Source organism: Streptomyces sp. NPDC002156 (assembly GCF_053593675.1).
This window is the reverse complement of sequence record NZ_JBSFDA010000030.1, coordinates 47,273-67,516: the sequence shown is the minus strand read 5'-3', so window position 1 is coordinate 67,516 and position 20,244 is coordinate 47,273. Positions and strand designations below refer to the sequence as shown.

The following is a 20,244-nucleotide window of genomic DNA, read 5'->3' as shown; positions in this document are numbered from 1 at the left end:
CCACGCGTACGGTTCTTGGGCCGGACCGACGACTATTGCCCTGTCCGGCCACGTGCGACAGAGCCCACCTTCCGTACGCGTGTACGTGAGAGGGTGCGGCCGAACAGCTCCAGCAGTGCGGTCCAGTGGCGTTCGGCGGCCTCGGCGTCGTAGCGGTTGGTGTCGGCCATGGTGTAGCCGTGCTCGGCACCGGCGTAGACGTCGGAGCGGTGTTGGACGCCCGCCTCGGTGAGGGCCTTGTCGAGGCGTTCGATCTGCTCCGGCGGCATCGAGGGGTCGTTGTCGGCGTGGCCGAAGTACAGCTCCGCGGTGATCCGGTCGGCGAGCAGATGAGGGCTGTCGGTGGCGTCGGTGGCCAGGCCCGCGCCGTGGAAGCCGGCCGCGGCGGCGACCCTCTCAGGGTGGCTGCCGGCGGTGAGGAAGGCCAGCCGGGCGCCCAGGCAGTAGCCGGACGCGCCGACCGGTCCGGCGGTGGCCTCCGCTCGGCCGGCCAGCCAGTCCAGATACGCGGCGGAGTCGCGGGCCACCACGTCACTGGTCAGGTCGCCCATCAGCGGGACGATCCGCTCGTACAGGGCCGGCCGGTCGGCGTCGCCGATGAACTCGGGCAGCGGTACTACGGGCGCGCTGCCGTGCCGGTGGAAGACGTTCGGGACCAGCACCGTGTAACCGGCTTCGGCGAGCCGGTCCGCCATCGTCCTCAGCTGCGGGCGCAGACCGAAAGCGTCCATGTAGAGCAGGACGGCGGGATGGGCGGCGCCGTCGTCGGGGTGGGCGAAGTAGGCGTCGGCGGTGCCGTCCTGGGTGGGGATGTCGACGGTGGTGCCACGTACGGCGGTCATGCGGAACTCTCCTTCTCGCTTGCCGGGCCGACCGTTCGGCTGGTGCGGATGCCGGGTCCGGTCGTGACTTCGGGCCGGACGGTACGGCAGCAAGGAAAGAGCAGCCTTAAAGGCAGACTTCACCCATGACCTTCCACTGCGTTGTGCTGGACGACTACCAGGGCGCCGCCCCGACCATGGCGGACTGGAGCCCCCTCGCCGGCCAGGTCGAGATGCGCACCCTCCGCGAACACCTCACCGACCCCGACAAGCTTGTGGCCGAACTCGCCGACTGCGAGATCGTCGTGGTCATGCGGGAGCGCACCCCCTTCGACGCCGACCTCCTGCGCCGACTGCCCCGGCTGCGCCTGCTGGTGACCACCGGTATGCGCAACGCCTCCATCGACCTCGCCGCAGCGCAGGCCCAGGGCGTGACCGTGTGCGGTACGGCGAGCAGCTCCACCCCGCCCGTCGAGCTGACCTGGGCGCTCCTCCTCGGCCTCGCCCGCCACCTCACCGTCGAGAACCGGGCCCTGCGCGAGGGCGGTCCCTGGCAGTCCACCGTCGGCCAGGACCTGAACGGCCGCACCCTGGGCCTGCTCGGACTCGGCAAGATCGGCACGCGGGTCGCCAGCGTCGCCACCGCCTTCGGTATGGAGGTCCTCGCCTGGAGCGAGAACCTCACCGCCCAGCGAGCGGCCGACGCGGGAGTCCAACTGGCGGACAGCAAAGAGGACTTGCTGCGCCGCAGCGACTTCGTGTCCGTCCACCTCGTCCTGTCCGACCGCACCCGCGGCCTGCTCGGCGAGCCGGAACTGCGCGCCATGCGCCCGCACGCCCACCTCGTCAACACCTCCCGCGCCGCCATCGTCGACCGCACGGCACTCGTACGTGCCCTGCGGGAGGGCTGGATCGCCGGCGCCGGGCTCGACGTCTTCGACACCGAGCCCCTCCCCGCCGACGACCCCCTGCGCTCCCTGCCGAACGTGCTCGCCACCCCGCACCTCGGCTATGTCACCGAGCGTAACTACCGCACCTTCTACACGGAAGCGGTGGAGGACATCGCCGCGTTCCTGGCAGGCACTCCTGTCCGCAGACTGACGGGAGCCTGATCCTCGGGATCTCTGGGCCGCCAGCCCAGCTCGGGCGCGATCAGGTGCCGTACGTCGTGCAGGATCTGCTCGTAGTCGGCTCGATGGAACTCGTACGGCAGTTCCAGCCGCAGCTCCGAGACGGCCGCGACCACGGGGTCCGCCGTCAGCTGTTCCAGGATCTGGTCGGCGGTCCCGACCACGTCCGGTGCGAACAGGGTCCGCTTCGGGCCCTGCGGCGCGAGGGTACGGGCGTGCCGGGAGGCCGTGTACTCCCGGTAGCGGGCCCGGGTGGTCGCGTCCGCGCTGTCGAACGGGACGATCACCCGGCCGAGCGCCACCCGTGTCGGACGCTCCCCGGCGAGAGCGCGCCCGTACTCGGAGAGCAGGGCGAGCTGGGCCGTCGTGAAGTCGTCGGTGCCCTCGCCGGTGACGATGTTGCCGCTCAGCAGGTTCAGCCCGTGCTCCGCGGCCCACCGGACCGAGAGCAGACTGCCGCCGCCGTACCAGACCCGGTCCACCAGGCCCGGGTTGTGCGGCTGAAGGCGGGGCCGTTGGGTGTTGCCGGGCGAGTGGATCACCGTGTCCGGGCCGCCGAGATAGTCGCCGCGCAGATGGTCGATGACGCGGGCGATCCTGCCGTACGACAGGTCGAAGCCGCGCCAGTCCCCGTCGTACACCAGGTCGCCGAGGAGTTCGGCGTGCGGCATGCCGGTACTGAGACCGACCTGCAGCCGGCCTCGTGACAGTACGTCGGCCAGCGCCAGGTCCTCGGCGAGCCGGAACGGGTTCTCGTACCCGATCGGGATGACCGCCGTGCCCAGCTCCACCCGCTCGGTGCGCTGGCCGGCGGCGGCGAGGAAGACCGCGGCCGAGCCGACGCCGTGTTCGAGGTGGCGTTGCCGGATCCAGGCGCCGTCGAAGCCCAACCGCTCGCCGTACTCGAACAGTTGGAGCGTCTCCTCCAGGCCGGTGTACGGGTCGTCGTCGGCGAAGTTGCCCGGGGTGAGGAAGGCCAGCGAGCCGATCGTGGGGGTACTCATACGCTCATGCCCCGCCCCGCTCGTGGGGGATCCTCTCCCCGGCCTCGATCGCCACCGGCAGCCGGTTCTCGGCCGGCGGCAGCGGGCAGGTGGCGAGGTCGGTGTACGCGCACGGCAGGTTCGTCGCCCGGTTGAAGTCCAGGACGACCGTGCCGTCGGCGGCGGGCGCGGCGAGGGCGAGGGCCCGGTTGGCCGCGTAGGTGGTGACCCCGGAGGTCGCGTCGGTGAACAGCACCAGCAGGCTGCCCGGTGCGCGTCCGGCGAACGCGGTGAGTGCCAACGGGCGTCCGTCCAGCTCGAACTCGACCTGGCCCGGTGCGTCGTACACATGCTCCAGGCCCTCGACCGCCGCGCCCACGGTCGTCGGCCGGGGCTCGTCGAAGGGGGTGTAGCGGCCGGTCACCGTCCAGCGGGGATGCGGGGCGTAGGCGGGCGTACCGGCGAACGCGGTGCGCAGCGGGGTGTCCGGGTGCCGGGGGCGGACGATGTCGTGTCCGCCGCGCTTGGCCACCTCGATCACGGCGTCGCCCCAGACGGCGTCGACTCCGCCGCGCTCCGGGAGCACCCCGAAGCGGTGCTCGCCGTGGATGGGGGTTCCGTCCACGACCAGTTCCTCACCCTCGGCGAGGACCACGACGACCCCGCCGACGCCGCTCGACCAGACGCCCGGAGCGTCGGGGAAGCGCTGCGGCTCGGTGCTGAGCCAGTTCAGGCTGGTGATGGCGAGAAACCCGTGCGGGTCGGCGAGCCGCGCCTCCTGTCCGGTGTGCCACTCCTGCCAGGTGTTGGTGAAGGCGGCCAGGTCCGTGGTGGTGTCCTGAACGGTCATGCGGGTTCCTTCGCTTACGGGGGGCTGGGATGCGGCCGGTGCGGATCACGACGGCCCGGTGTGCGCTCGTCGGCCGGTACGTGTGGCTGTAGCCGGGAAGCGCTCGGCAGACGGATGCGGAGGCGCGCGCAGGGGAGAGGAGGAGACCCGCGGGGAGATCAGCGGCGGGTCAGCGGCCGGACGGCACAGATCGCGCTGGCCTGTCGACAGAGGTCGACGTGCCGGCGGGACACGAGGCGCGGGTCCTGGCTCACACCGAGCAGAATGACAGTGCTGGTGGGGGAGGGTCAACAGCCGCCCGGCCGGGGCGGCTTGTCAGCACGGCGACGGCATCTCCGCAGCCGACACCGTGCTCGCGCTCACTCTGCTCGGCCGTGAGGACATCTCGCTGTAGGACGGTTCGCTGGAGGAGTGGTCGGCGGACCCGTCCCGGCCGCTGCGGCTGGGTGCGTCCCATTGACACCTCCCGCCCCACGTGCTTGCATCCCGCCATGCCGTTGCCAGCGCCGCTGACCCGCCGCCGCGCCGTGGACCTCGTCCGCGTGGCCGCCGCGCTGTGTCCAAAGACCGGCTGCTCGCACGCCTTCTGACGCTCCGTCAACCACTCTGCTCCGCAAGCCAGTTGCGCACACGGCGACCGCACCGACGGACGCCCGGGCCCTGGTGCGCGCACTGACCTCCGCCGTGCTGTTCCGCCTCCCCTGACGAGGAACCGCCATGCCGCCTTCTCGCACCCCCGCCGGCGACCGCTACGAAACCGACTACGACCGCCGCAGACTGCGCCAGTGGCTCGCCGGTGAGGCCAGGGCCGACGGGGTCACCCGCCGACGGCTCCTCACCCTGATCGCCGCCACCGCCGCCGGGACCGCACTCGGCACCACCCGGCCTGCCCACGCCGCCGACACACCGATCGTCAAGCCCCTGCCGCCCGAGTGGTTCATCCAGCGCGGCACCAACGCCGAGACCCGCTGGGAGGCCCTGCGCGGCACCGGCCACCACACCCCCAACGAACTGTTCTTCGTACGCAACCACACCGCCACCCCCGTCCTGGACACCGCCGACTGGCGGCTGCGCCTGTGGGGAAGCGGCCTGCGCGGATCCCCCGGCGAGGACCGGCCGGTGGAGTTCGGGTACGACGACCTGCGCGCCCTGCCCGCCGTCACCCGGACCGCCTTCGTAGAGTGCGCCGGAAACGGCCGCTCCTTCTACACGGCCCAGCAGGGCGAGACGGTCACAGGCACCGCGTGGACCCTGGGCGCGATCGGCGTCGCCCGCTGGCGCGGGGTCCGCCTGGCCGACGTACTACGCAGGGCCGGGCTGTCCCCGTACGCCGTGGACGTGCAGCCGCGCGGCCTGGACGCCGAGTACGTCAGCGGCGGCGAGAGCCTGGGCCGGGTGCGTCGTCCGCTGCCGCTGGCCAAGGCGCTGGACGACGTCCTGCTCGCGTACGAGATGAACGGTGAGCCGTTGCCGTACGACCACGGATATCCGGTGCGGGTGCTGGTGCCGTCCTGGGTGGGGATCGCGTCGATCAAGTGGGTCGGCGACATCGAGGTGTCGGCGCAGCCGCTCTACTCGCCCTGGAACACCACCTTCTATCGGCTGTTCGGCTCCGCCTACCCGGAGGGCGGCAGCGCGCCGCTCACCCGGCAGACCACGAAGAGTGCGTTTGAGTTGGCGCGCGGGGCCACGTTCGCGGCGGGGGAGCGGCATGTGCTGCACGGGCGGTCGTGGTCGGGTGCGGGTGCGGTCGCCCGGGTCGACGTCAGCACCGACGGTGGGGTGAACTGGCGGCCCGCCCGGCTGCACGACCGGCCCCGGGCGGCCACATGGACTCGGTGGTCCCTGGACTGGCGGCCCGAGGCAGCGGGCGCGACCCATCTGCTGGCCCGCGCCACGGACACGGCCGGTCGTACGCAGCCGGATGTCGCCGTGCCCAACACGCAGGGCTATCTGTTCGACGCACTGGTGCGGCATCCCGTGAGCGTGGTGTAGCGGTTACCCTGCGCGACCACCTCGGCCTGCCGCGACCGGCACGGCTCGGGTGAGGACCGGAACGGGTCCGGTCACCCGTAGACATGCCCAGCGTGCCGCCGCTCCCGCCCCACCGCTCGTCGCGCCCTCCCAGGAGTCCCCGTGAAATTCCTGCTGAACGACATCGTCGCCAACACCCCCGACGCCGCCACCGGCCACCGGCCCACGCAGCGCGACCGCCTTCGCTCCGTCGTCGAACGAGCCGTTCGCGCCGAGGAGTTGGGCATCGACGCCGTGTCGGTGGGTGAGCGGCACGGCGGCTACTTCCTGTCCTCCTCGCCGGCCGTCCTCCTCTCCGCCATCGGTGAGCGCACCAGCAGGGTGCGGCTGCTCACCGGCGTCACCGTGCTCAGCATCCTCGACCCGGTACGGGTGGCCGAGGAGTTCGCGACCCTCGACAACCTCTCCGACGGCCGGGTCGAACTGATCGTCTCCAAGGGCAACCACCCCGACCAGTACAGCCTGTTCGGCCTGGAGGAGTCCCTCCAGTGGGACTACCTCGCCGAGAAGTACGAGCTGCTGCGCCGCCTGTGGGAGCCGGAACCCGTCACCTGGTCGGGCCGGTTCCGTACCCCGCTGACGGGCGTCACCACCCAGCCGCGCCCCCTCCAGCGGCGCATCACCGTCTGGCACGGCAGCGCCACCAGCGAACGCTCCACCGACCTCGCCGCCCGCCACGGGGACCCCCTGTTCACCGCCAACGGCTTCCACCGCAGGGCGCGTTACGCCCGTCTCGTCGACCACTACCGCGAACGCTGGGCCCACTACGGCCGGGCCCCGGAGGACACCGTGGTCGCCGCTAGCTTCCCGAGTCTGCTGGTCGCCGACACCTCGCAGAAGGCGCTGGAACTCTTCCGGCCGGTGTGGGAGGCGTTCGCCGCGAGCCCCACGTTCAAGCACAACAAGTCCGAGATCACCACGGTGGAGGAGTTCGTCGGGGAGGGCTCGGCGCTCGTCGGCAGCCCGGCCCAGATCATCGACAAACTAGGCCAGTACCACGAGCTGTTCGGCCATGAACTGACCGGCATCTCCGTCGAGCACACCCCCACCGGCCTCAAGGAGGAAACCCTGGAACGGTTCGCCGCCGAGGTCGCCCCGGCGATACGCGCCAGTCAGCCCAGCAGGGTCTGGGCCGACTGACCACCGGGTTCCCACCCGGCGACCCCGCCCCCGACCCCCGCCCCGAACTGCGCGAGTACCTGGAGGTCAAGCGAGCCGCCCTGCTCGCCAAGCGGGAGGCCCAGCAGACCGACCCCTTACCGAACCACACAAGCTGCGGGCCCGTACGACGGCCGAGGAACGCAGCGGCGTACGGCGTATCCGTATCCGCCACCACCAGATCCTCAGCGACTCCCCGCCGGACTTCGCAGGTTACGACCTCGGGCCCGCCTCTCCGGCTCCTGGTCAACCCGCAGTCCGTCACCGGCCGCGTCGTCCTGACCGGCGGTCCGGAGGCGATCTGACGGCCTCGGGGCCGCTGAGCGGGTTCCTGGCCAGGTGTGCGGCAACCGTCATGACGACGACCGACGTCAGGACGATGCCCGCGCCGACGTAGAGCGGTGCGGTGTAGCCGAGGCCCGCGGTGATGGCCAGGCCCCCGAGCCAGGCGCCGAGGGCGTTGCCGAGGTTGGACGCGGATACGTTGGCGCTGGCGGCGAGGGCCGCGCCGTGGGCGTAGTCGGTGACGCGGGTGATCATGCCGGGTACGCCGGCGAATCCGAACACGCCCATCAGGAAGGTCAGTACGACCGACGCGGTGGCGTTGGCGGCCAGCAGACCGAATGCCGTCAGGGTGACGGTGAGTCCGAGCAGGGCCAGGATCAGGGCGCGGTCACGGTCGTGGTCGGCCGCACGCCCGCCGAGCAGGTTCCCGACGACCAGACCGACGCCGTACACCATCAGCAGCCAGGCGACCTCCGCCGACGAGAAGCCGCCGACCTCGGTGTACGTGTAGGCGATATAGCTGAACGCGCCGAACATCCCGCCGTACCCGAGCGCGGTGGCAGTCAGCGTCAGCCACACCTGCCAGGACCGGAACTCCCGCAACTGGGCCCGCAGGCTGCCGGGTGGCTCAGGGGTCGTTTTCGTCAGCGATCGCGCTTCTCCCGCCCGGCCGGGGACGAGGGCGACGATTCCCGCCAGCGCGAGTACGCCGATCGCGGTGACCGCCCAGAAGGCCGCCCGCCAGCCCCAGCGCTCACCGACCAGCGCACCGAAGGGCACGCCCAGCACGTTCGCCAGCGTCAGCCCGGCGAACATCACCGCCACCGCGCGGGACTTCCGCTCCGGCGCGACCAGACTGCGCGCGACGAGCGAGCCGATACCGAAGAACGAGCCGTGGCAGAGCGCCGCGACGATCCGCCCGAGCAGCATCACCCGGTAGTCCGGCGCGACGGCGGACAGCAGGTTGCCGACGACGAACAACGCCACCAGGCCGACCAGGACCTGCTTGCGGGGCAGCCGTGCCGTGGCCGCCGTCAGGACGATCGCGCCGACCGCGACGCTCAACGCGTACCCGGAGATCAGCCGGCCCGCAGCCGCCTCGGACACCGCGAAACTCGACGCCACCTGCGGCAGCAGCCCGGCGATCAGGAACTCGGTCAGCCCGATACCGAAACCGCCCAGCGCCAGCGCGACGAGCCCGCCCGGCATCCGCCGCTCGCCGCCGACCGCGCTGAACTCGCTCATGGTCACCACCCTCACCTCAGGCGGCGGGACCGGTCCATGGACAAAGACCGGCGACGCTTGGACGAACGCAAGGGAATCCCCGCCCGGTCGACCGGGGTCGCTCTCACGCTCTGGCGCCGAGCGAGTGCGCTCTTCGCATCTCGGTGCGCCCCTGTGCTGCTTCCCTCGCGCTCGTCAGAATCACTGTTCACATCGTGGGGGACAGCGGTGACGACGCGTGCTTTCCGGGCTGACGCCTGCCTCCTGAGCTTTCGGCGACAGACAAGTGACGGTGCGACGTGTGGCGACCGCTTCGGCATGGCGAGGATCCGACGAGCATCGGCCCCTTCGAACTGCTGGGCAGGCTGGGCGCCGGCGGTATGGGCAGTGTGTACCTGGCCCGCCGGGCCGGCGGCGGTCTGCTGGTGGCGCTCAAGGTGATCCGCCCCAATCTGGCAGAGGTACTCGCCGCGCACCGCCGCCTGCCCGCGGACAGCCTTCGGGTTCTCGCGGCCGGCCTGGCCGAGGGGCTGGGGGGCACAGCGGTCCGTAGCCCCCTCCAGGAAGACGCCGCCGACACCCCTCACGCCTCCGTCAGAAACAGCTCCACCACCGGCACGAGCACGTCCGGCCGGGTGACCGGAAGCGTCAGTGTCAGGGTGCCCTCGGGCTGGGGCAAGGGGGAGAGGTGGGCGTGCGGTTGGGGTGTGCCGGCGAGGACGTCGAGTCCGACCTCGCTGCCGTCGCCCAGCAGTTGGGCGTACTTCACCCGGCCGGCCAGCCCGGGCAGGTGCACGTGTCTGAACGGCCAGGAGAACAGGTGGAGGTAGAGACGGTCGCCGCGCAGCGTGTACACGCCGTGGGCGGGCGGCGTGAACGGAGCGGGGCCTGCGCCGTGGATCGCGCGGGAGTGCAGCCGCATCCAGTCCGCGAGGGAGTTCAGGACGGCACGGGCGCGCGGCTCGATGTTCCCGCGGCCGTCGGGACCCACGTTGAGGATCATGTTGCCGTTGTTCGACACGGACTGGACGAGCATGCGCGCCAGGTCGCCGGGGTCCTTGAACTCCAGGTTGTCCCGGTGGTACCCCCAGGAGCCGTTGAGGGTCTGGCACGCCTCCCACATGATCTCGACACCGTCGTCGACGAGCGGACGGTCCGGCTGGTACTGCTCGGGCGTCACGTAGTCGCCCGGGATACCTAGGCGGTTGTTGACCACGATGCCCGGCTGGAGGGCGCGCGTCGTCGCGAGGAGTTCCGCCGAGTCCCAGTCCTCCGGGCCCTTGCCCGGCATTCCACCGCGGTCCCAGGGAAACGTGAAGTCGTAGAACATCAGGTCGATCTGGCCGTACGAGGTGAGCAGCTCCTTGACCTGGGCGTGCAGGTAGGCGCGGTATCTGCCCATGTCACGGCCGGAGTTGAGGGCGGCCACGTCCGGCGCGTTGCGCAGCGGGTGGACACCGTCGATCACGTAGTCGGGGTGATGCCAGTCGAGGAGCGAGTGGTAGAAGCCGACCTTCAGTCCTTCGGCGCGTACGGCGTCCACGAACTCGGCGACCAGGTCCCGGCCGCAGACGCGGGCCGAGCTGTAGTCCGTGACCGCCGAGTCCCACAGGCAGAAGCCGTCGTGGTGCTTGGTGGTCAGTACGGCGTACCGCATACCGGCCGCGCGCGCCGTGCGGGCGATCTCGGCGGCGTCGAACAGATCGGGGTCGAAGTGGTCGACGTACCGCTGGTACGTGGCATCGTCGATCTCCTCGTAGCTGCGCACCCATTCGTGCCGTGCGGCCATGCTGTAGACGCCGAAGTGGACGAAGAGGCCGAACCTCGCCTCCCGCATCCAACCGGTCGCCGCGGGTGTGTCACGCGTCTGGGTCAATTCGTTTCCTCTCAATTCCTCCGGGTCGACTGAGGGGCAATCCTGCCCTTCCATGGCATCCCGCGAAACACACCGTCGACATACGAACCTGGTTCTTTTTCTATTTAGGACCAGGTTCGTTTATGGGTGATTCCCGTTGCCTGCTTGACACCCGGTGATTTCCGTCCGCAGAATTCGGCAACCGAGATGGGAGGTCAGCCGTGCGGCTCAGGCGTTCCTTGAGAACCGGTCCTGCAGTGGTCGCCGTGGTGATGAGTCTGGCGCTCACCGCGTGTCAGGACAGTGGTTCGGCGAATTCGAGCAGTGGCTCGATGATGATCAACTATGCTTCCGGGAAAACCGTGCTCCAGCGGAACTTCAACCCGCTGACCAGCACCGGTGACGCTTCCCCGGGGACCAGGATCTACATGTATCAGTCGCTCATGGGGGTGAATGTCCTCAAGGGCGGCGAATTCGAACCGTGGCTCGCCTCCGCGCAGAAACTGTCGGCGGACGGCCGTACGCTGACAGTGGACATCGAGAAGAAGGCCACCTGGAGCGACGGGCAACCGGTCACCGCCGCCGACGTTGTGTTCACCTTCGAGCTGGTGAAGAAAACACCCGCACTCAACTCGTCCGGTGTCTCGTTCTCCTCGGTGACCGCGCAGGGGCAGAAGACGGTCGTCTTCCAATTCGACAAGCCCGCATTCACCCAGGTCGCCTCGATTCTCCAGCAGTACATCGTCCCGGAGAAATACTGGGCGAACCAGAAGAACCCGGTCACGTTCACCAACCCCGACCCGGTCGGCAGCGGCCCGTACACCCTCAAGCGGTTCGACCCGCAGCAGGTCAGCCTCACCCTCCGGGACGACTACTGGCGCAGCAAGATCCAGGTCAAGCAGATCCGGCTGCCCGTGGTGAACTCCGCCACCGAGATCTCCCAGCTGACCAGCGGTCAAGAGGACCTGAGCGGCGGCGCGATACCCAACCTGGAGAAGCAGTACGTCGACAAGGACCCGGCGAAGAACGGCTACTTCTATCCGACGTACGGGTCGCTGGTCCTGGTCTTCAACCACGACCGGGGTGTCCTGAAGGACGTCCATCTGCGCAAGGCGGTCGAGCTGGCGATCGACCGGCAGCAGCTCATCCAGCTCGTCACCCAGCTCGGCGCCACCCCCATCAGCCAGACCGGCCTGGACGCGGCGACGCAGGGCAAATGGCTCGACCCCGCCTACCAGGACGCCGTCAAGACCGACCTCGCGGCCGCCAAGTCCCAGCTCCAGCAGGCCGGTTACACCTTCAGCGGCGGCAAGGCGGTCAAGGACGGCAAGCAGCTCACGCTCGACTACATCGAGGTCTCCGAGTTCGCGGACTCCGTGCAGCGGGCCCGGATCATCGCCGACCAGCTCGGCAAGGTCGGCATCAAGGTGAATGTGCAGCCGCTGGCCAGCGGCACCTACACCGACACCCGGGCCAAGGGCGACTTCGACCTCGCCTCGTACGGACTGGCGTACGGCGCCGTGCCCTGGCAGGTCTACAACCCGCTGCTGAACAGCCAGTTCGCCGGCACCGCGAAGGGCGGCGTGGCGCAGACCAACAACTACCTGCGCTGGCGCGACAAGTCCACCGACGACCTGCTGAACCAGTTGGCGAACTCCGGCGACGAACAGACGCAGATCCAGCTCACCCGGAAGCTGGAGAAGATCATCGTCGACCAGGTGCCGTTCGTGACGCTGTCGAACATCACCGCCGGCTGCGCGTGGAGCGCCCGCAACTGGACCGGATTCCCCGACAAGAGCAATCCGTACGCCATCTGCGCCCCCTGGAACGGCGGCCCGGCGTTCGAGAACGTGCTCGCGCAGCTGAAGCCGGTGAAGTGATGGCCGTGCACAGGGAGTTCGCCCGATGACGGCGACGACACTTCCGGCGCCGCCCGCCGGACCGCCGACGGCGGACGGCCCCGCACGCCGTCGCCGGCGCGGCGGCCGGGCCCGGGTCCTGCTGCGCCGCCTCGGCTTCTACCTCGCGACCGCCGCCGTCGCCGTCACCCTGAACTTCGTCATCCCGCGCCTCATGCCGGGCGACCCGGCCTCCGTCATCCTGAACAAGCTGGCTCAGAGGTCGCAGGTCAACGCGGCCACAGAGAAGTCCATCCGGGCGTTGTTCGGGGTCCCCGACCAGAACCTGGGGGAGCAGTACCTGCACTACCTCTCCCAGCTCGCCCACCTCGACTTCGGGATCTCCACCGCCTACTTCCCGCAGCCCGTCGGCGAGATGATCTCGCAGGGCCTGCCCTGGACGCTGGGCCTGGTCAGCCTGACCACCGTCCTGGCGTTCCTCCTCGGCACCGCACTCGGCATCGTCTCCGGCGCCAGGCCCGGCAGTCGCCTCGACAGTGTGCTGGCACCGCTCGCGACCTTTCTCGGCTCGATGCCGTACTTCTGGGTCGCCACCATGCTCCTTCTGCTGCTGTCGGTGAGCCTGCCGGTCTTCCCCTCCCAGAACGGCTACGACCTCAACCTCGAACCGGGCCTGAACTTCACCTTCGTCAGCAGCGTGATCGCGCACGGCTTCCTGCCCGCGCTGACGATCGTCGTCTCCTCGATCGGCGGCTGGCTGCTCGGTATGCGCAACATGATGATTACCACCGTGGCCGAGGACTACGTCAGCCTCGCCGAGGCCAAGGGGCTCAGCCGCTGGCGGATCCTGCTGGCGTACGCCGCCCGCAACGCCATGCTGCCGCAGGTGGCGGGCCTGGCCATCTCCATCGGCACGGTGGTCGGCGGCTCGCTGCTCGCCGAGGCGGTCTTCGCCTACCCCGGCATCGGCTACCTCTTCTACCAGGCCGTGGTGAACCTCGACTACCCGCTGATGCAGGCGCTGTTCCTGATCATCTCGCTGTCCGTGCTGGTGGCCAACTTCATCGCCGACTCCGTCTACGTCCTGCTCGACCCGCGCACCCGGGAGGACGCATGACGCTCGCGGCGGCACCGGCCGCCCGGCTCACCTGGCGTACCGCACCGCGTCGGCTGATCCCCGCCAACCGCAAGGCCCGCGTCGGACTCGCGATCATCGCCGTGTACGTCCTCGTGGCCGCCGCGGGCCCCTGGATCGTGCAGTCGCTGATGGGCCTGTCACCCACGGAACTCACCGGGGCCGTCCTCCAACCCCCGTCCATGGACCACCCGTTGGGCACCACCCAGGACGGCACCGACGTCCTCGCCCAACTCGTCGTCGGCACCCGCACATCGCTGCTCGTCGGCGCCGTCGCGGCCGTCGTCTCCACCACGCTGTCCGTGGCCGTCGGGCTGATCGGCGGCTACTACGGCGGCACGGTCGACTCGGTGCTCGGCGCCCTCACCAACGTCTTCCTCGTCCTGCCCGGGCTGCCGCTGGTCATCATCCTCGCCGGGTATCTGCGGGGGAGGGGCGGCCCGTTCGCGGTCGCGCTGGTCATCGGGCTGACCGGCTGGGCCTGGGGCGCACGCTCCAAGCGTGTACAGACACTGTCCCTGCGCAACAGGGACTTCGTCCTGGGCGCCCGGCTGCTCGGCGAGAGCAATCCGCGGATCATGCTCGTCGAGGTGCTGCCCAACCTGCTGCCGGTGATCTCGGCGACGCTGATGCTCTCCCTCGTCACCTCCATCCTCGCCGTCTCCGGCCTGGACTTCCTCGGCATCGGCGACATCAACACCGTCAGCTGGGGCACGATGCTCTACTTCGCCCAGCAGCGCCAGGCGATGGTCTCCGGCGCGTGGTGGTGGTTCGTACCGCCCGGAGTCGCCATCACCGTGCTCGGCGCCGCCGCCGGGCTCGTCAACTTCGGCATCGACGAACTGACCAACCCGCGACTGCGCGGCGCCCGCCGCAGGAAAGGGGCACAGTGAGCCTGCTGCTGGACGTCAAGAACCTCAGCGTCGACTACGGCACGGCCGCCGAACCCCTGCCCGCGGTCTCCGAGGTGTGCCTGGAACTGCGGCGCGGCGAGATCCTCGGCATCGCCGGTGAGAGCGGCAGCGGCAAGACCACCCTGATCAACGCCCTGCTACGACTGCTGCGCCCACCCGCAGTCGTCCGCACGGGCAGCGCCACTCTCCACCCGCGCTCGGGCGACCCCGTCGACCTGCTCCACGCCGACGCACGCGAACTGCGCAGGACCCGCTGGGAACACACGGCCGTCGTCTTCCAGAGCGCCATGAACGCCCTCAACCCCGTCTCCAGACTCGGCGCCCAGTTCACCGACACCCTGCACGCCCACCGCCGTATGACCAGATCAGAGGCGCGCGAACGCGCCGCGCACATGCTCGGACTCGTCGGCATCCCCGCGACCCGTCTGGACAGCTTTCCGCACGAACTCTCCGGCGGAATGCGCCAACGGGCCACCATCGCGCTCGCCCTGGTCTGCGACCCCGACCTGCTGGTGATGGACGAGCCGACCACGGCCGTCGACGTCGTCATGCAACGCCAGATCCTGCGCCAAGTCATCCGACTTCAGAGGGAGTTGGGCTTCTCCGTCGTCTTCATCACGCACGACCTGTCACTGCTCCTGGAGATCGCCGACCGCATCGCCGTCATGTACGGCGGACGGATCGTGGAGAGCGGCCCGGCCGGCGATCTGTACCGGGACCCCAAACATCCGTACACGCGCGGCCTGCGCGACTCCTTCCCGCCGCTGCGCGGACCGATGCGCCGCCTGAACGGCATCCCCGGCAACCCGCCCGACCTGCGCGGCCTCCCACCGGGCTGCCCCTTCCAACCGCGCTGCCCGCACGCGACGCCCGAGTGTGAGGCGGCACCTCCCGAGCTCACCACGTACGGCACGGAGAGAGCCGTGGCCTGCATCCACGCCGACAACCTGCCCCCGCTGACCGCCGGAGGGCGAGCATGACCGACGAGCAGGCCCCGGCGCCCCTGCCGGCCCCCGTACTCGAAGCGGTGGACGTCACCGTCCACTACCCGGTGCACCGCGCGCGTGGGGAGACCGTGCACGCGCTGGAGAACGCCTCCCTGCGCCTGATCCCGGGCCGTACGGTGGCCCTGGTCGGCGAGAGCGGCAGCGGCAAGTCCACCTTCGCCCGGACCCTCGCCCTCGCCCAGACCCCCACCAGCGGCGACATCCTGCTGTACGGGAAACCCGCCTCGGCACGCGGCCGCCGGGCCCGCCGCGCCTACGCCCGCCGCGTCCAGATGGTGCTCCAGGACCCCTTCGCCTCCCTCAACCCCCTGCACCGCGTGCGCTACCTGCTCGAACGGCCGCTGCGGCTGCACGGCTCCGTCACCGGCGGCGAGGACATGGAACGGCGCCTGCGGGCCCTGCTGGAACGCGTACGGCTCACCCCGCCCGAGCGCTTCCTGGACGCCTTCCCGCACGAACTGTCCGGTGGCCAGCGCCAGCGCGTCGCGATCGCCCGCGCCCTCGCCGTCGAACCCGAAGTGCTCCTGGGCGACGAACTGGTGAGCATGCTGGACGTCTCCATCCGCCTGGAGATCCTCAACCTCCTCGCCGCCCTGCGCGACGAGGAACACCTGGCCATGCTCTACATCACCCACGACATCGCAGGGGCCCGCTACTTCGCCGACGAGATCGCGGTGATGTACGCGGGGGAGATCGTCGAGTACGGCACGGCGGAGGACGTCACCCAGACCCCCGCCCACCCCTACACCCGGCTGCTCCTGGACTCGACCCCGGACCCGGACCGGATGGAGTTCCTGGCGGGCCGCACGGACCGCGAGGACGGCGAACGGGATGTCACCGGGGACGACTACGGCGAACCCCCGGACCTGGTCCATCCCCCGTCCGGCTGTCGCTTCCACCCCCGCTGCCCCCTGGCCCGCGCCGCCTGCCGCACCGAGCAGCCCCCGCACGTCGAGCTGACCGACCGTCACTGGGCCCGCTGTGTCCTGCTGGTGCAGCCGGACGCCGCCCGCGACACGACCACCGCGGAGCTGACCCCGTGACCCCCCTCCCGGACGACCTGATCGAGGCCGCCCACCGCTGCCTCGTCCTCGGCTTCGACGGTACGACCGTCCCCGACGACCTGAGACGGCTGGCGGACACCGGACTCGGCGGCGTCATCCTGCACACCCGCAACGTCGCCGGACGAGCCCAACTGCGCGCCCTCACCGACGAGTTGCGCTCCCTGCGCCCCGGACTGCTGGTCACCGTCGACCAGGAGGGCGGAAGCATCAGCCATCTGGCCAGGGCCGGGGCGCCCGAGACCCCGGGCGCGTGGGCGCTCGGCGTCGCCGACGACACCGAGCTGACCTCCGCCGTCGCCGACGCGCTCGCCCGGCATCTGGCCGAGTGTGGGGTGGCCGTCAGCTACGCCCCCGTGGCCGACGTACACCGGGACGCCGCCAACCCCATCGTGCGCACCCGCTCCTTCGGCGCCGACCCCGGTCAGGCCGCCCGGCACGTCACGGCCTGGACGAAGGCCACGCTGGCCGCCGGTATCGCCCCGTGCGCCAAGCACTTCCCGGGCCACGGCTCGACGACCGTCGACAGCCACCTGGGCACCGCCGTCGACACGAGGGACGAGCAAGCCCTCCGCGAGAACGACCTGCCGCCCTTCCTGGCCGCCATCGCCGCGGGCGTCCCGCTCGTCATGACGGCCCACGTTGTCTACCCGGCCCTGGACGCCACCGCCCCCGCCACCCTCAGCCGCCGTATCCTCACCGACCTCCTGCGCACCGAACTCGGCTTCGAGGGCGTCGTCGTGACCGACGCCCTGGAGATGAAGGCGATCGCCGACACGGTCGGCGAACCGGCGGCGGCCGTCGCGGCGATCGCCGCAGGAGCCGACCAGCTGATCATCGCCCGCCCCGACCCGAAGCTGTGGCGGCGCTGCCGGGACGCCCTGCTCGACGCCATGGCCGGCGGCACGCTCGACCCCGCCCGGGTCCTCGACGCCGCCCGCCGCATCGACGCCCTGGCAGACCGCTTCGCCCAGCCACCACCAACCACGAACGGCGGCCCCGTCCCGGAGGACGTGGGGCTGCTCGCCGCCCGCCGCGCCATCCGCTGGAAGCCCCTGCCCGGCCCCGTCGTCGATCCGTACGTCGTCGACCTGCACCGCCGCCCCAACCCCGCGCTGGAATGGGACCGTACGGACCTCCTGACCCTCCTGCGCGAGGTCATGCCCGCCACCGACGGCGTCGTGACGAGCGAAGGCCCCGTCGACGTCCCCGGCATTCTGCGGCACGCCCAGGGGCGACCGCTGCTGATCGCCACCGAGGACGCGGACCTGCACCCCTGGCAGGCCGAGGCCCGCACCGCCCTCTTCACAGCCCGCCCCGACGCCCTCCTCGTCGCCACCGGCATGCCGGACGCGGAGACGGAGGCGGCGGACGGGTTGTGCGCGTACGGGCGGGGCCGGGCGAACCTGCGTGCCGTGGCCGAGGCGCTGCTCTAGGTCGTGGCCGGGACGGTGGAGAGAGGGCGGGCGTCGGTGGGGGCGGAGAGCGGGCGAGCGTCGGTGGGGAGAGGGGGAGTGTCGGCGGGGCCGCCGGTCAGGGCCGCGGCTATCGCCAGGCGGTACAGCCCGGTCGGCCGGCCCTTGCGGTGGGTCTGGGCCAGCCCCTCGGCGGTGACCAGGCCGTGCGCGTGGAGTTTGCGTACCAGGCGCCGGCCGCTGGGGTCGGTGACGGCCATGGCGTCGGCCAACTCGCTGGGCGTGACGGTCCGTCCGGCCAGGTCGCGTTCGATCGCGGCGAGCCGTGACAACGTTGCCGGACTGAGCCCGACGGTCCGCGCGAGGGACCGCATCCGGTCGCCCTGCTCCTGGGCGGACCGGGGCCGCGCCGGCCCACCCGGACCCAACGGCCCGATCACCAGCCCGCTGTCCTCCATCAGATAGCCGCACGGCCGGTTCTCCGACTCCGCGCGGGCGGCGGCCCGTTCGGCGAGCATCACCGAGGAACGCGCCGAGGGCCCCACGCCGAACCCGGCGGCCACCCCCACCCCGAGCGACTCCTGGGCCTGCTCCAGCACCGGAACGATGAGCCAGTTGCGGCTGAGCCGCTCGAACACCGTCCGGCGCCCCAGGACCACCACACCGCGCCGGCCACGGTTCTCGATCCAGGCGTCGCTGAGTTCGGGCGTGGCCCGCAGCAGCTGCAGCAGACCCATCCGGCCGCGCTCCAAGTCGCCCGGACCACCACGCCTGTTGACACAGAACACGCCCGCGGCGAACCCGGCGGCGCCCGCCTGCTCGGACCGGATGCGCAGCACCAGTTCGTGCAGTTCGGCGCGGATGCTGGACGGCACGGGCGAGCCGTTCAGCACGCGCAGAGTGCCGCGCAACTGCCGCAGAACAGCGGTCCGCGCGGTGATGACGTAACCGCCGCCCTCCCGGAGGGACCGCTGGTGGAACGCGCAGATCTCCTCGACGGTCTGGTCGTCGGCGTACGGCAGGCACGCGACCCGGGTGCGGTCGATGTGCAACGCCTCCGTGACCTCGGAGACCACCTCCTGGTCGAAGGTGTCAATGCTGACCGGAACCGGCTGCCACCCACGGGCCTGCGCCTGGGACAACGCCAGCGCCAGGTCGAGGGCCGAACTGCGGGTGACCGCGACGGGGAGTCCGGGGGAGAGGACGTCACGGCACGCGCGATACGGAACGGCACCCACCAGCAGTCCGTCCAGCGCGTGTCCGTCGGCGAGGCTCTGCACACGGGGCCGGATCTCGTGCTCGTGCCCGTACGTGACCCACTTCAGCGAGATTCCGGACAACGGCTCGACGGCTTCTTCGAAGACTCCACGGCGGCTTGCGTGAACGACAAGTCCGATCGACAAACTCACGATGTACCACCCATCAGGAACGTGGTCCTGGGCTGCTCTTGGCGGAAGACGGTACACGCAGGCACCCCGTGCTTCCATGGCGCACCCGGGCAATACATCCGATGTATGGGTGATCGATGGGGGCTGGAGGGTGCTTGCTCTGATGTGTGCTGCCGAGCCGACGGCGCGGACGCGTCACCCTCCCCGCATCCACGCCCGGGTGCCGAACGAGGCGCACGCCCGAGAGGCCACCGTGGCCGCACTCCGCAGCGCCTCGGCGAAGTCCTGCGGAGTCAAGTGGCCGTGAAGGGCGAGGTCATAGGTGAGGGCCCCGTGCAGGACGTCGCCCGCGCCCAGGGTGTCGGCGACCCGGACGGCAGGCACGTCCACCGTGCCGCCGCTGTCGGAGCCTGCCCACACGATGGGCCGCCCTCCCCGGCTGACCGCCGCCCAGCGGACCCCCCGCTCCCGCAGGAACCGCAGCGTGTCCTCCGGTGTGTGCGTGCCGGGCGGGCGGAAGTCGTCCGAGCAGACGGCCACGTCGATCAACGGCAGCAGGTCCTGTGTGCCGGCCTTCCAGCTGCCCCCGTCGAGGACGGTCCGGCGCCCGACGGCACGCGCGGCGTGGGCGGCGGCCAGGGCCAGCTCCCCGTGATGGCCGTCGAACTCGACGATGTCGCAGGCACCCACCAACGCGTCAAGGTCGTCGGGTGGGGCGAGCCGATGGCCCGTCGCGTTGGTCGAGACGACGGCGCGGTCCCCGCTGGACTCGGTCACGAGGACGGAGGACACGGCAGGCGGCTCGACCGAGTCGGCCGCGAGGTCCGACACGGTCACGCCCAGACGGTGCAGGTCCGCCGCGACGGCGAGTCCCAGCGGATGGGAGCCGATCGCGGTGAGCAGCCTGGCCGCACCGCCCAGGTGGGCGAAGGCCGCGGCCGCGTTCGCCGCCGGACCACCTGCGGCCACCGTCTGTTGACGGGCGGTCAGCTTCTGGTTGGAGGCGGGTGTGTGCTCCACAAGCTGGATGACATCGAGCGTGCACAGCCCGACGAACAGCCCTTCAGGACGTCCCCTCGCTGCCGACTCCACCCACCAGCACCTCCTCCTGCCCATGTGTTCATG

Annotated in this window: 18 protein-coding genes; 10 read left to right on the top strand and 8 right to left on the bottom strand. The window is 70.9% G+C overall.

Annotation, left to right across the window (positions count from 1 at the left end; all coding sequences use genetic code 11):
• Positions 1–32: 32 nt before the first annotated feature.
• A complete protein-coding gene (locus ACWCRB_RS15575; RefSeq protein WP_450996552.1) occupies positions 33–842 on the bottom strand; it encodes a dienelactone hydrolase family protein in 810 nt (269 codons plus the stop codon).
• Between the two features lie 125 nt (positions 843–967).
• On the opposite strand from ACWCRB_RS15575, the gene ACWCRB_RS15570 reads away from it, so the two are divergent.
• Entirely contained in the window at positions 968–1,933 is a 966-nt protein-coding gene (locus tag ACWCRB_RS15570) for a D-2-hydroxyacid dehydrogenase family protein (RefSeq protein WP_450996551.1), read from the top strand.
• Here ACWCRB_RS15570 and ACWCRB_RS15565 read toward each other — a convergent pair.
• The 3 genes from ACWCRB_RS15565 to ACWCRB_RS15555 all read right to left on the bottom strand — a co-directional run bounded on the left by ACWCRB_RS15565 (position 1,861) and on the right by ACWCRB_RS15555 (position 4,038).
• Positions 1,861–2,955, bottom strand: coding sequence for an LLM class flavin-dependent oxidoreductase (locus tag ACWCRB_RS15565; protein WP_450996550.1), 1,095 nt, complete (start codon positions 2,953–2,955; stop codon positions 1,861–1,863). The two genes, ACWCRB_RS15570 and ACWCRB_RS15565, sit on opposite strands and share 73 nt — an antisense overlap.
• Positions 2,956–2,959: 4 nt before the next feature.
• A complete protein-coding gene (locus ACWCRB_RS15560) occupies positions 2,960–3,784 on the bottom strand; it encodes a DUF1684 domain-containing protein (RefSeq protein ID WP_450996549.1) in 825 nt (274 codons plus the stop codon).
• Positions 3,785–3,942: 158 nt separating this feature from the next.
• Positions 3,943–4,038 (bottom strand): putative leader peptide, encoded by a 96-nt coding sequence (locus ACWCRB_RS15555; RefSeq protein ID WP_405540124.1) that lies wholly within the window; start codon positions 4,036–4,038, stop codon positions 3,943–3,945.
• 237 nt (positions 4,039–4,275) lie between these two features.
• On the opposite strand from ACWCRB_RS15555, the gene ACWCRB_RS15550 reads away from it, so the two are divergent.
• The 3 genes from ACWCRB_RS15550 (at position 4,276) to ACWCRB_RS15540 (ending at position 6,958) form a co-directional block, all read left to right on the top strand.
• Positions 4,276–4,374, top strand: coding sequence for a putative leader peptide (locus ACWCRB_RS15550; RefSeq protein WP_450996548.1), 99 nt, complete (start codon positions 4,276–4,278; stop codon positions 4,372–4,374).
• A gap of 127 nt (positions 4,375–4,501) precedes the next feature.
• Positions 4,502–5,779 carry a sulfite oxidase gene (locus ACWCRB_RS15545; protein ID WP_450996547.1) on the top strand — a complete coding sequence of 426 codons (1,278 nt, stop codon included), beginning with the start codon at positions 4,502–4,504 and terminating at the stop codon, positions 5,777–5,779.
• 141 nt (positions 5,780–5,920) lie between these two features.
• Complete coding sequence (locus tag ACWCRB_RS15540) at positions 5,921–6,958, top strand: LLM class flavin-dependent oxidoreductase (protein ID WP_450996546.1); 1,038 nt, start codon at positions 5,921–5,923, stop codon at positions 6,956–6,958.
• Between the two features lie 279 nt (positions 6,959–7,237).
• On the opposite strand, the gene ACWCRB_RS15535 is transcribed toward ACWCRB_RS15540, so the two are convergent.
• Together ACWCRB_RS15535 and ACWCRB_RS15530 are read right to left on the bottom strand one after the other, a co-directional pair.
• Complete coding sequence (locus tag ACWCRB_RS15535) at positions 7,238–8,470, bottom strand: MFS transporter (protein WP_450996560.1); 1,233 nt, start codon at positions 8,468–8,470, stop codon at positions 7,238–7,240.
• Between the two features lie 598 nt (positions 8,471–9,068).
• Complete coding sequence (locus ACWCRB_RS15530; protein WP_450996545.1) at positions 9,069–10,361, bottom strand: alpha-L-fucosidase; 1,293 nt, start codon at positions 10,359–10,361, stop codon at positions 9,069–9,071.
• Between the two features lie 311 nt (positions 10,362–10,672).
• Here ACWCRB_RS15530 and ACWCRB_RS15525 point away from each other — a divergent pair, with 311 nt between their 5' ends.
• From ACWCRB_RS15525 to nagZ, 6 genes are read left to right on the top strand one after another with little or no spacing between them, the layout of a single operon-like run.
• Positions 10,673–12,220 carry an ABC transporter substrate-binding protein gene (locus ACWCRB_RS15525; RefSeq protein WP_450996544.1) on the top strand — a complete coding sequence of 516 codons (1,548 nt, stop codon included), beginning with the start codon at positions 10,673–10,675 and terminating at the stop codon, positions 12,218–12,220.
• A gap of 25 nt (positions 12,221–12,245) precedes the next feature.
• On the top strand, positions 12,246–13,316 hold the full coding sequence (locus tag ACWCRB_RS15520) for an ABC transporter permease (protein WP_450996543.1): 1,071 nt from the start codon (positions 12,246–12,248) through the stop codon (positions 13,314–13,316).
• Entirely contained in the window at positions 13,313–14,227 is a 915-nt protein-coding gene (locus ACWCRB_RS15515; protein ID WP_450996542.1) for an ABC transporter permease, read from the top strand. Before ACWCRB_RS15520 ends, ACWCRB_RS15515 begins: the two co-directional genes overlap by 4 nt.
• On the top strand, positions 14,224–15,228 hold the full coding sequence (locus ACWCRB_RS15510; RefSeq protein ID WP_450996541.1) for an ABC transporter ATP-binding protein: 1,005 nt from the start codon (positions 14,224–14,226) through the stop codon (positions 15,226–15,228). Before ACWCRB_RS15515 ends, ACWCRB_RS15510 begins: the two co-directional genes overlap by 4 nt.
• Complete coding sequence (locus ACWCRB_RS15505) at positions 15,225–16,298, top strand: ABC transporter ATP-binding protein (RefSeq protein ID WP_450996540.1); 1,074 nt, start codon at positions 15,225–15,227, stop codon at positions 16,296–16,298. Before ACWCRB_RS15510 ends, ACWCRB_RS15505 begins: the two co-directional genes overlap by 4 nt.
• Positions 16,295–17,752 carry a beta-N-acetylhexosaminidase gene (gene nagZ / locus ACWCRB_RS15500; protein WP_450996539.1) on the top strand — a complete coding sequence of 486 codons (1,458 nt, stop codon included), beginning with the start codon at positions 16,295–16,297 and terminating at the stop codon, positions 17,750–17,752. Before ACWCRB_RS15505 ends, nagZ begins: the two co-directional genes overlap by 4 nt.
• Here nagZ and ACWCRB_RS15495 read toward each other — a convergent pair.
• Together ACWCRB_RS15495 and ACWCRB_RS15490 are read right to left on the bottom strand one after the other, a co-directional pair.
• The gene (locus tag ACWCRB_RS15495; RefSeq protein WP_450996538.1) at positions 17,749–19,071 is read right to left on the bottom strand and encodes a MarR family transcriptional regulator; all 1,323 of its coding nucleotides are present in this window, start codon (positions 19,069–19,071) and stop codon (positions 17,749–17,751) included. The two genes, nagZ and ACWCRB_RS15495, sit on opposite strands and share 4 nt — an antisense overlap.
• A gap of 243 nt (positions 19,072–19,314) precedes the next feature.
• Positions 19,315–20,235: a PfkB family carbohydrate kinase gene (locus tag ACWCRB_RS15490; protein ID WP_450996537.1), complete on the bottom strand. Its 921-nt coding sequence runs from the start codon at positions 20,233–20,235 to the stop codon at positions 19,315–19,317.
• Between the last annotated feature and the right edge of the window lie 9 nt (positions 20,236–20,244).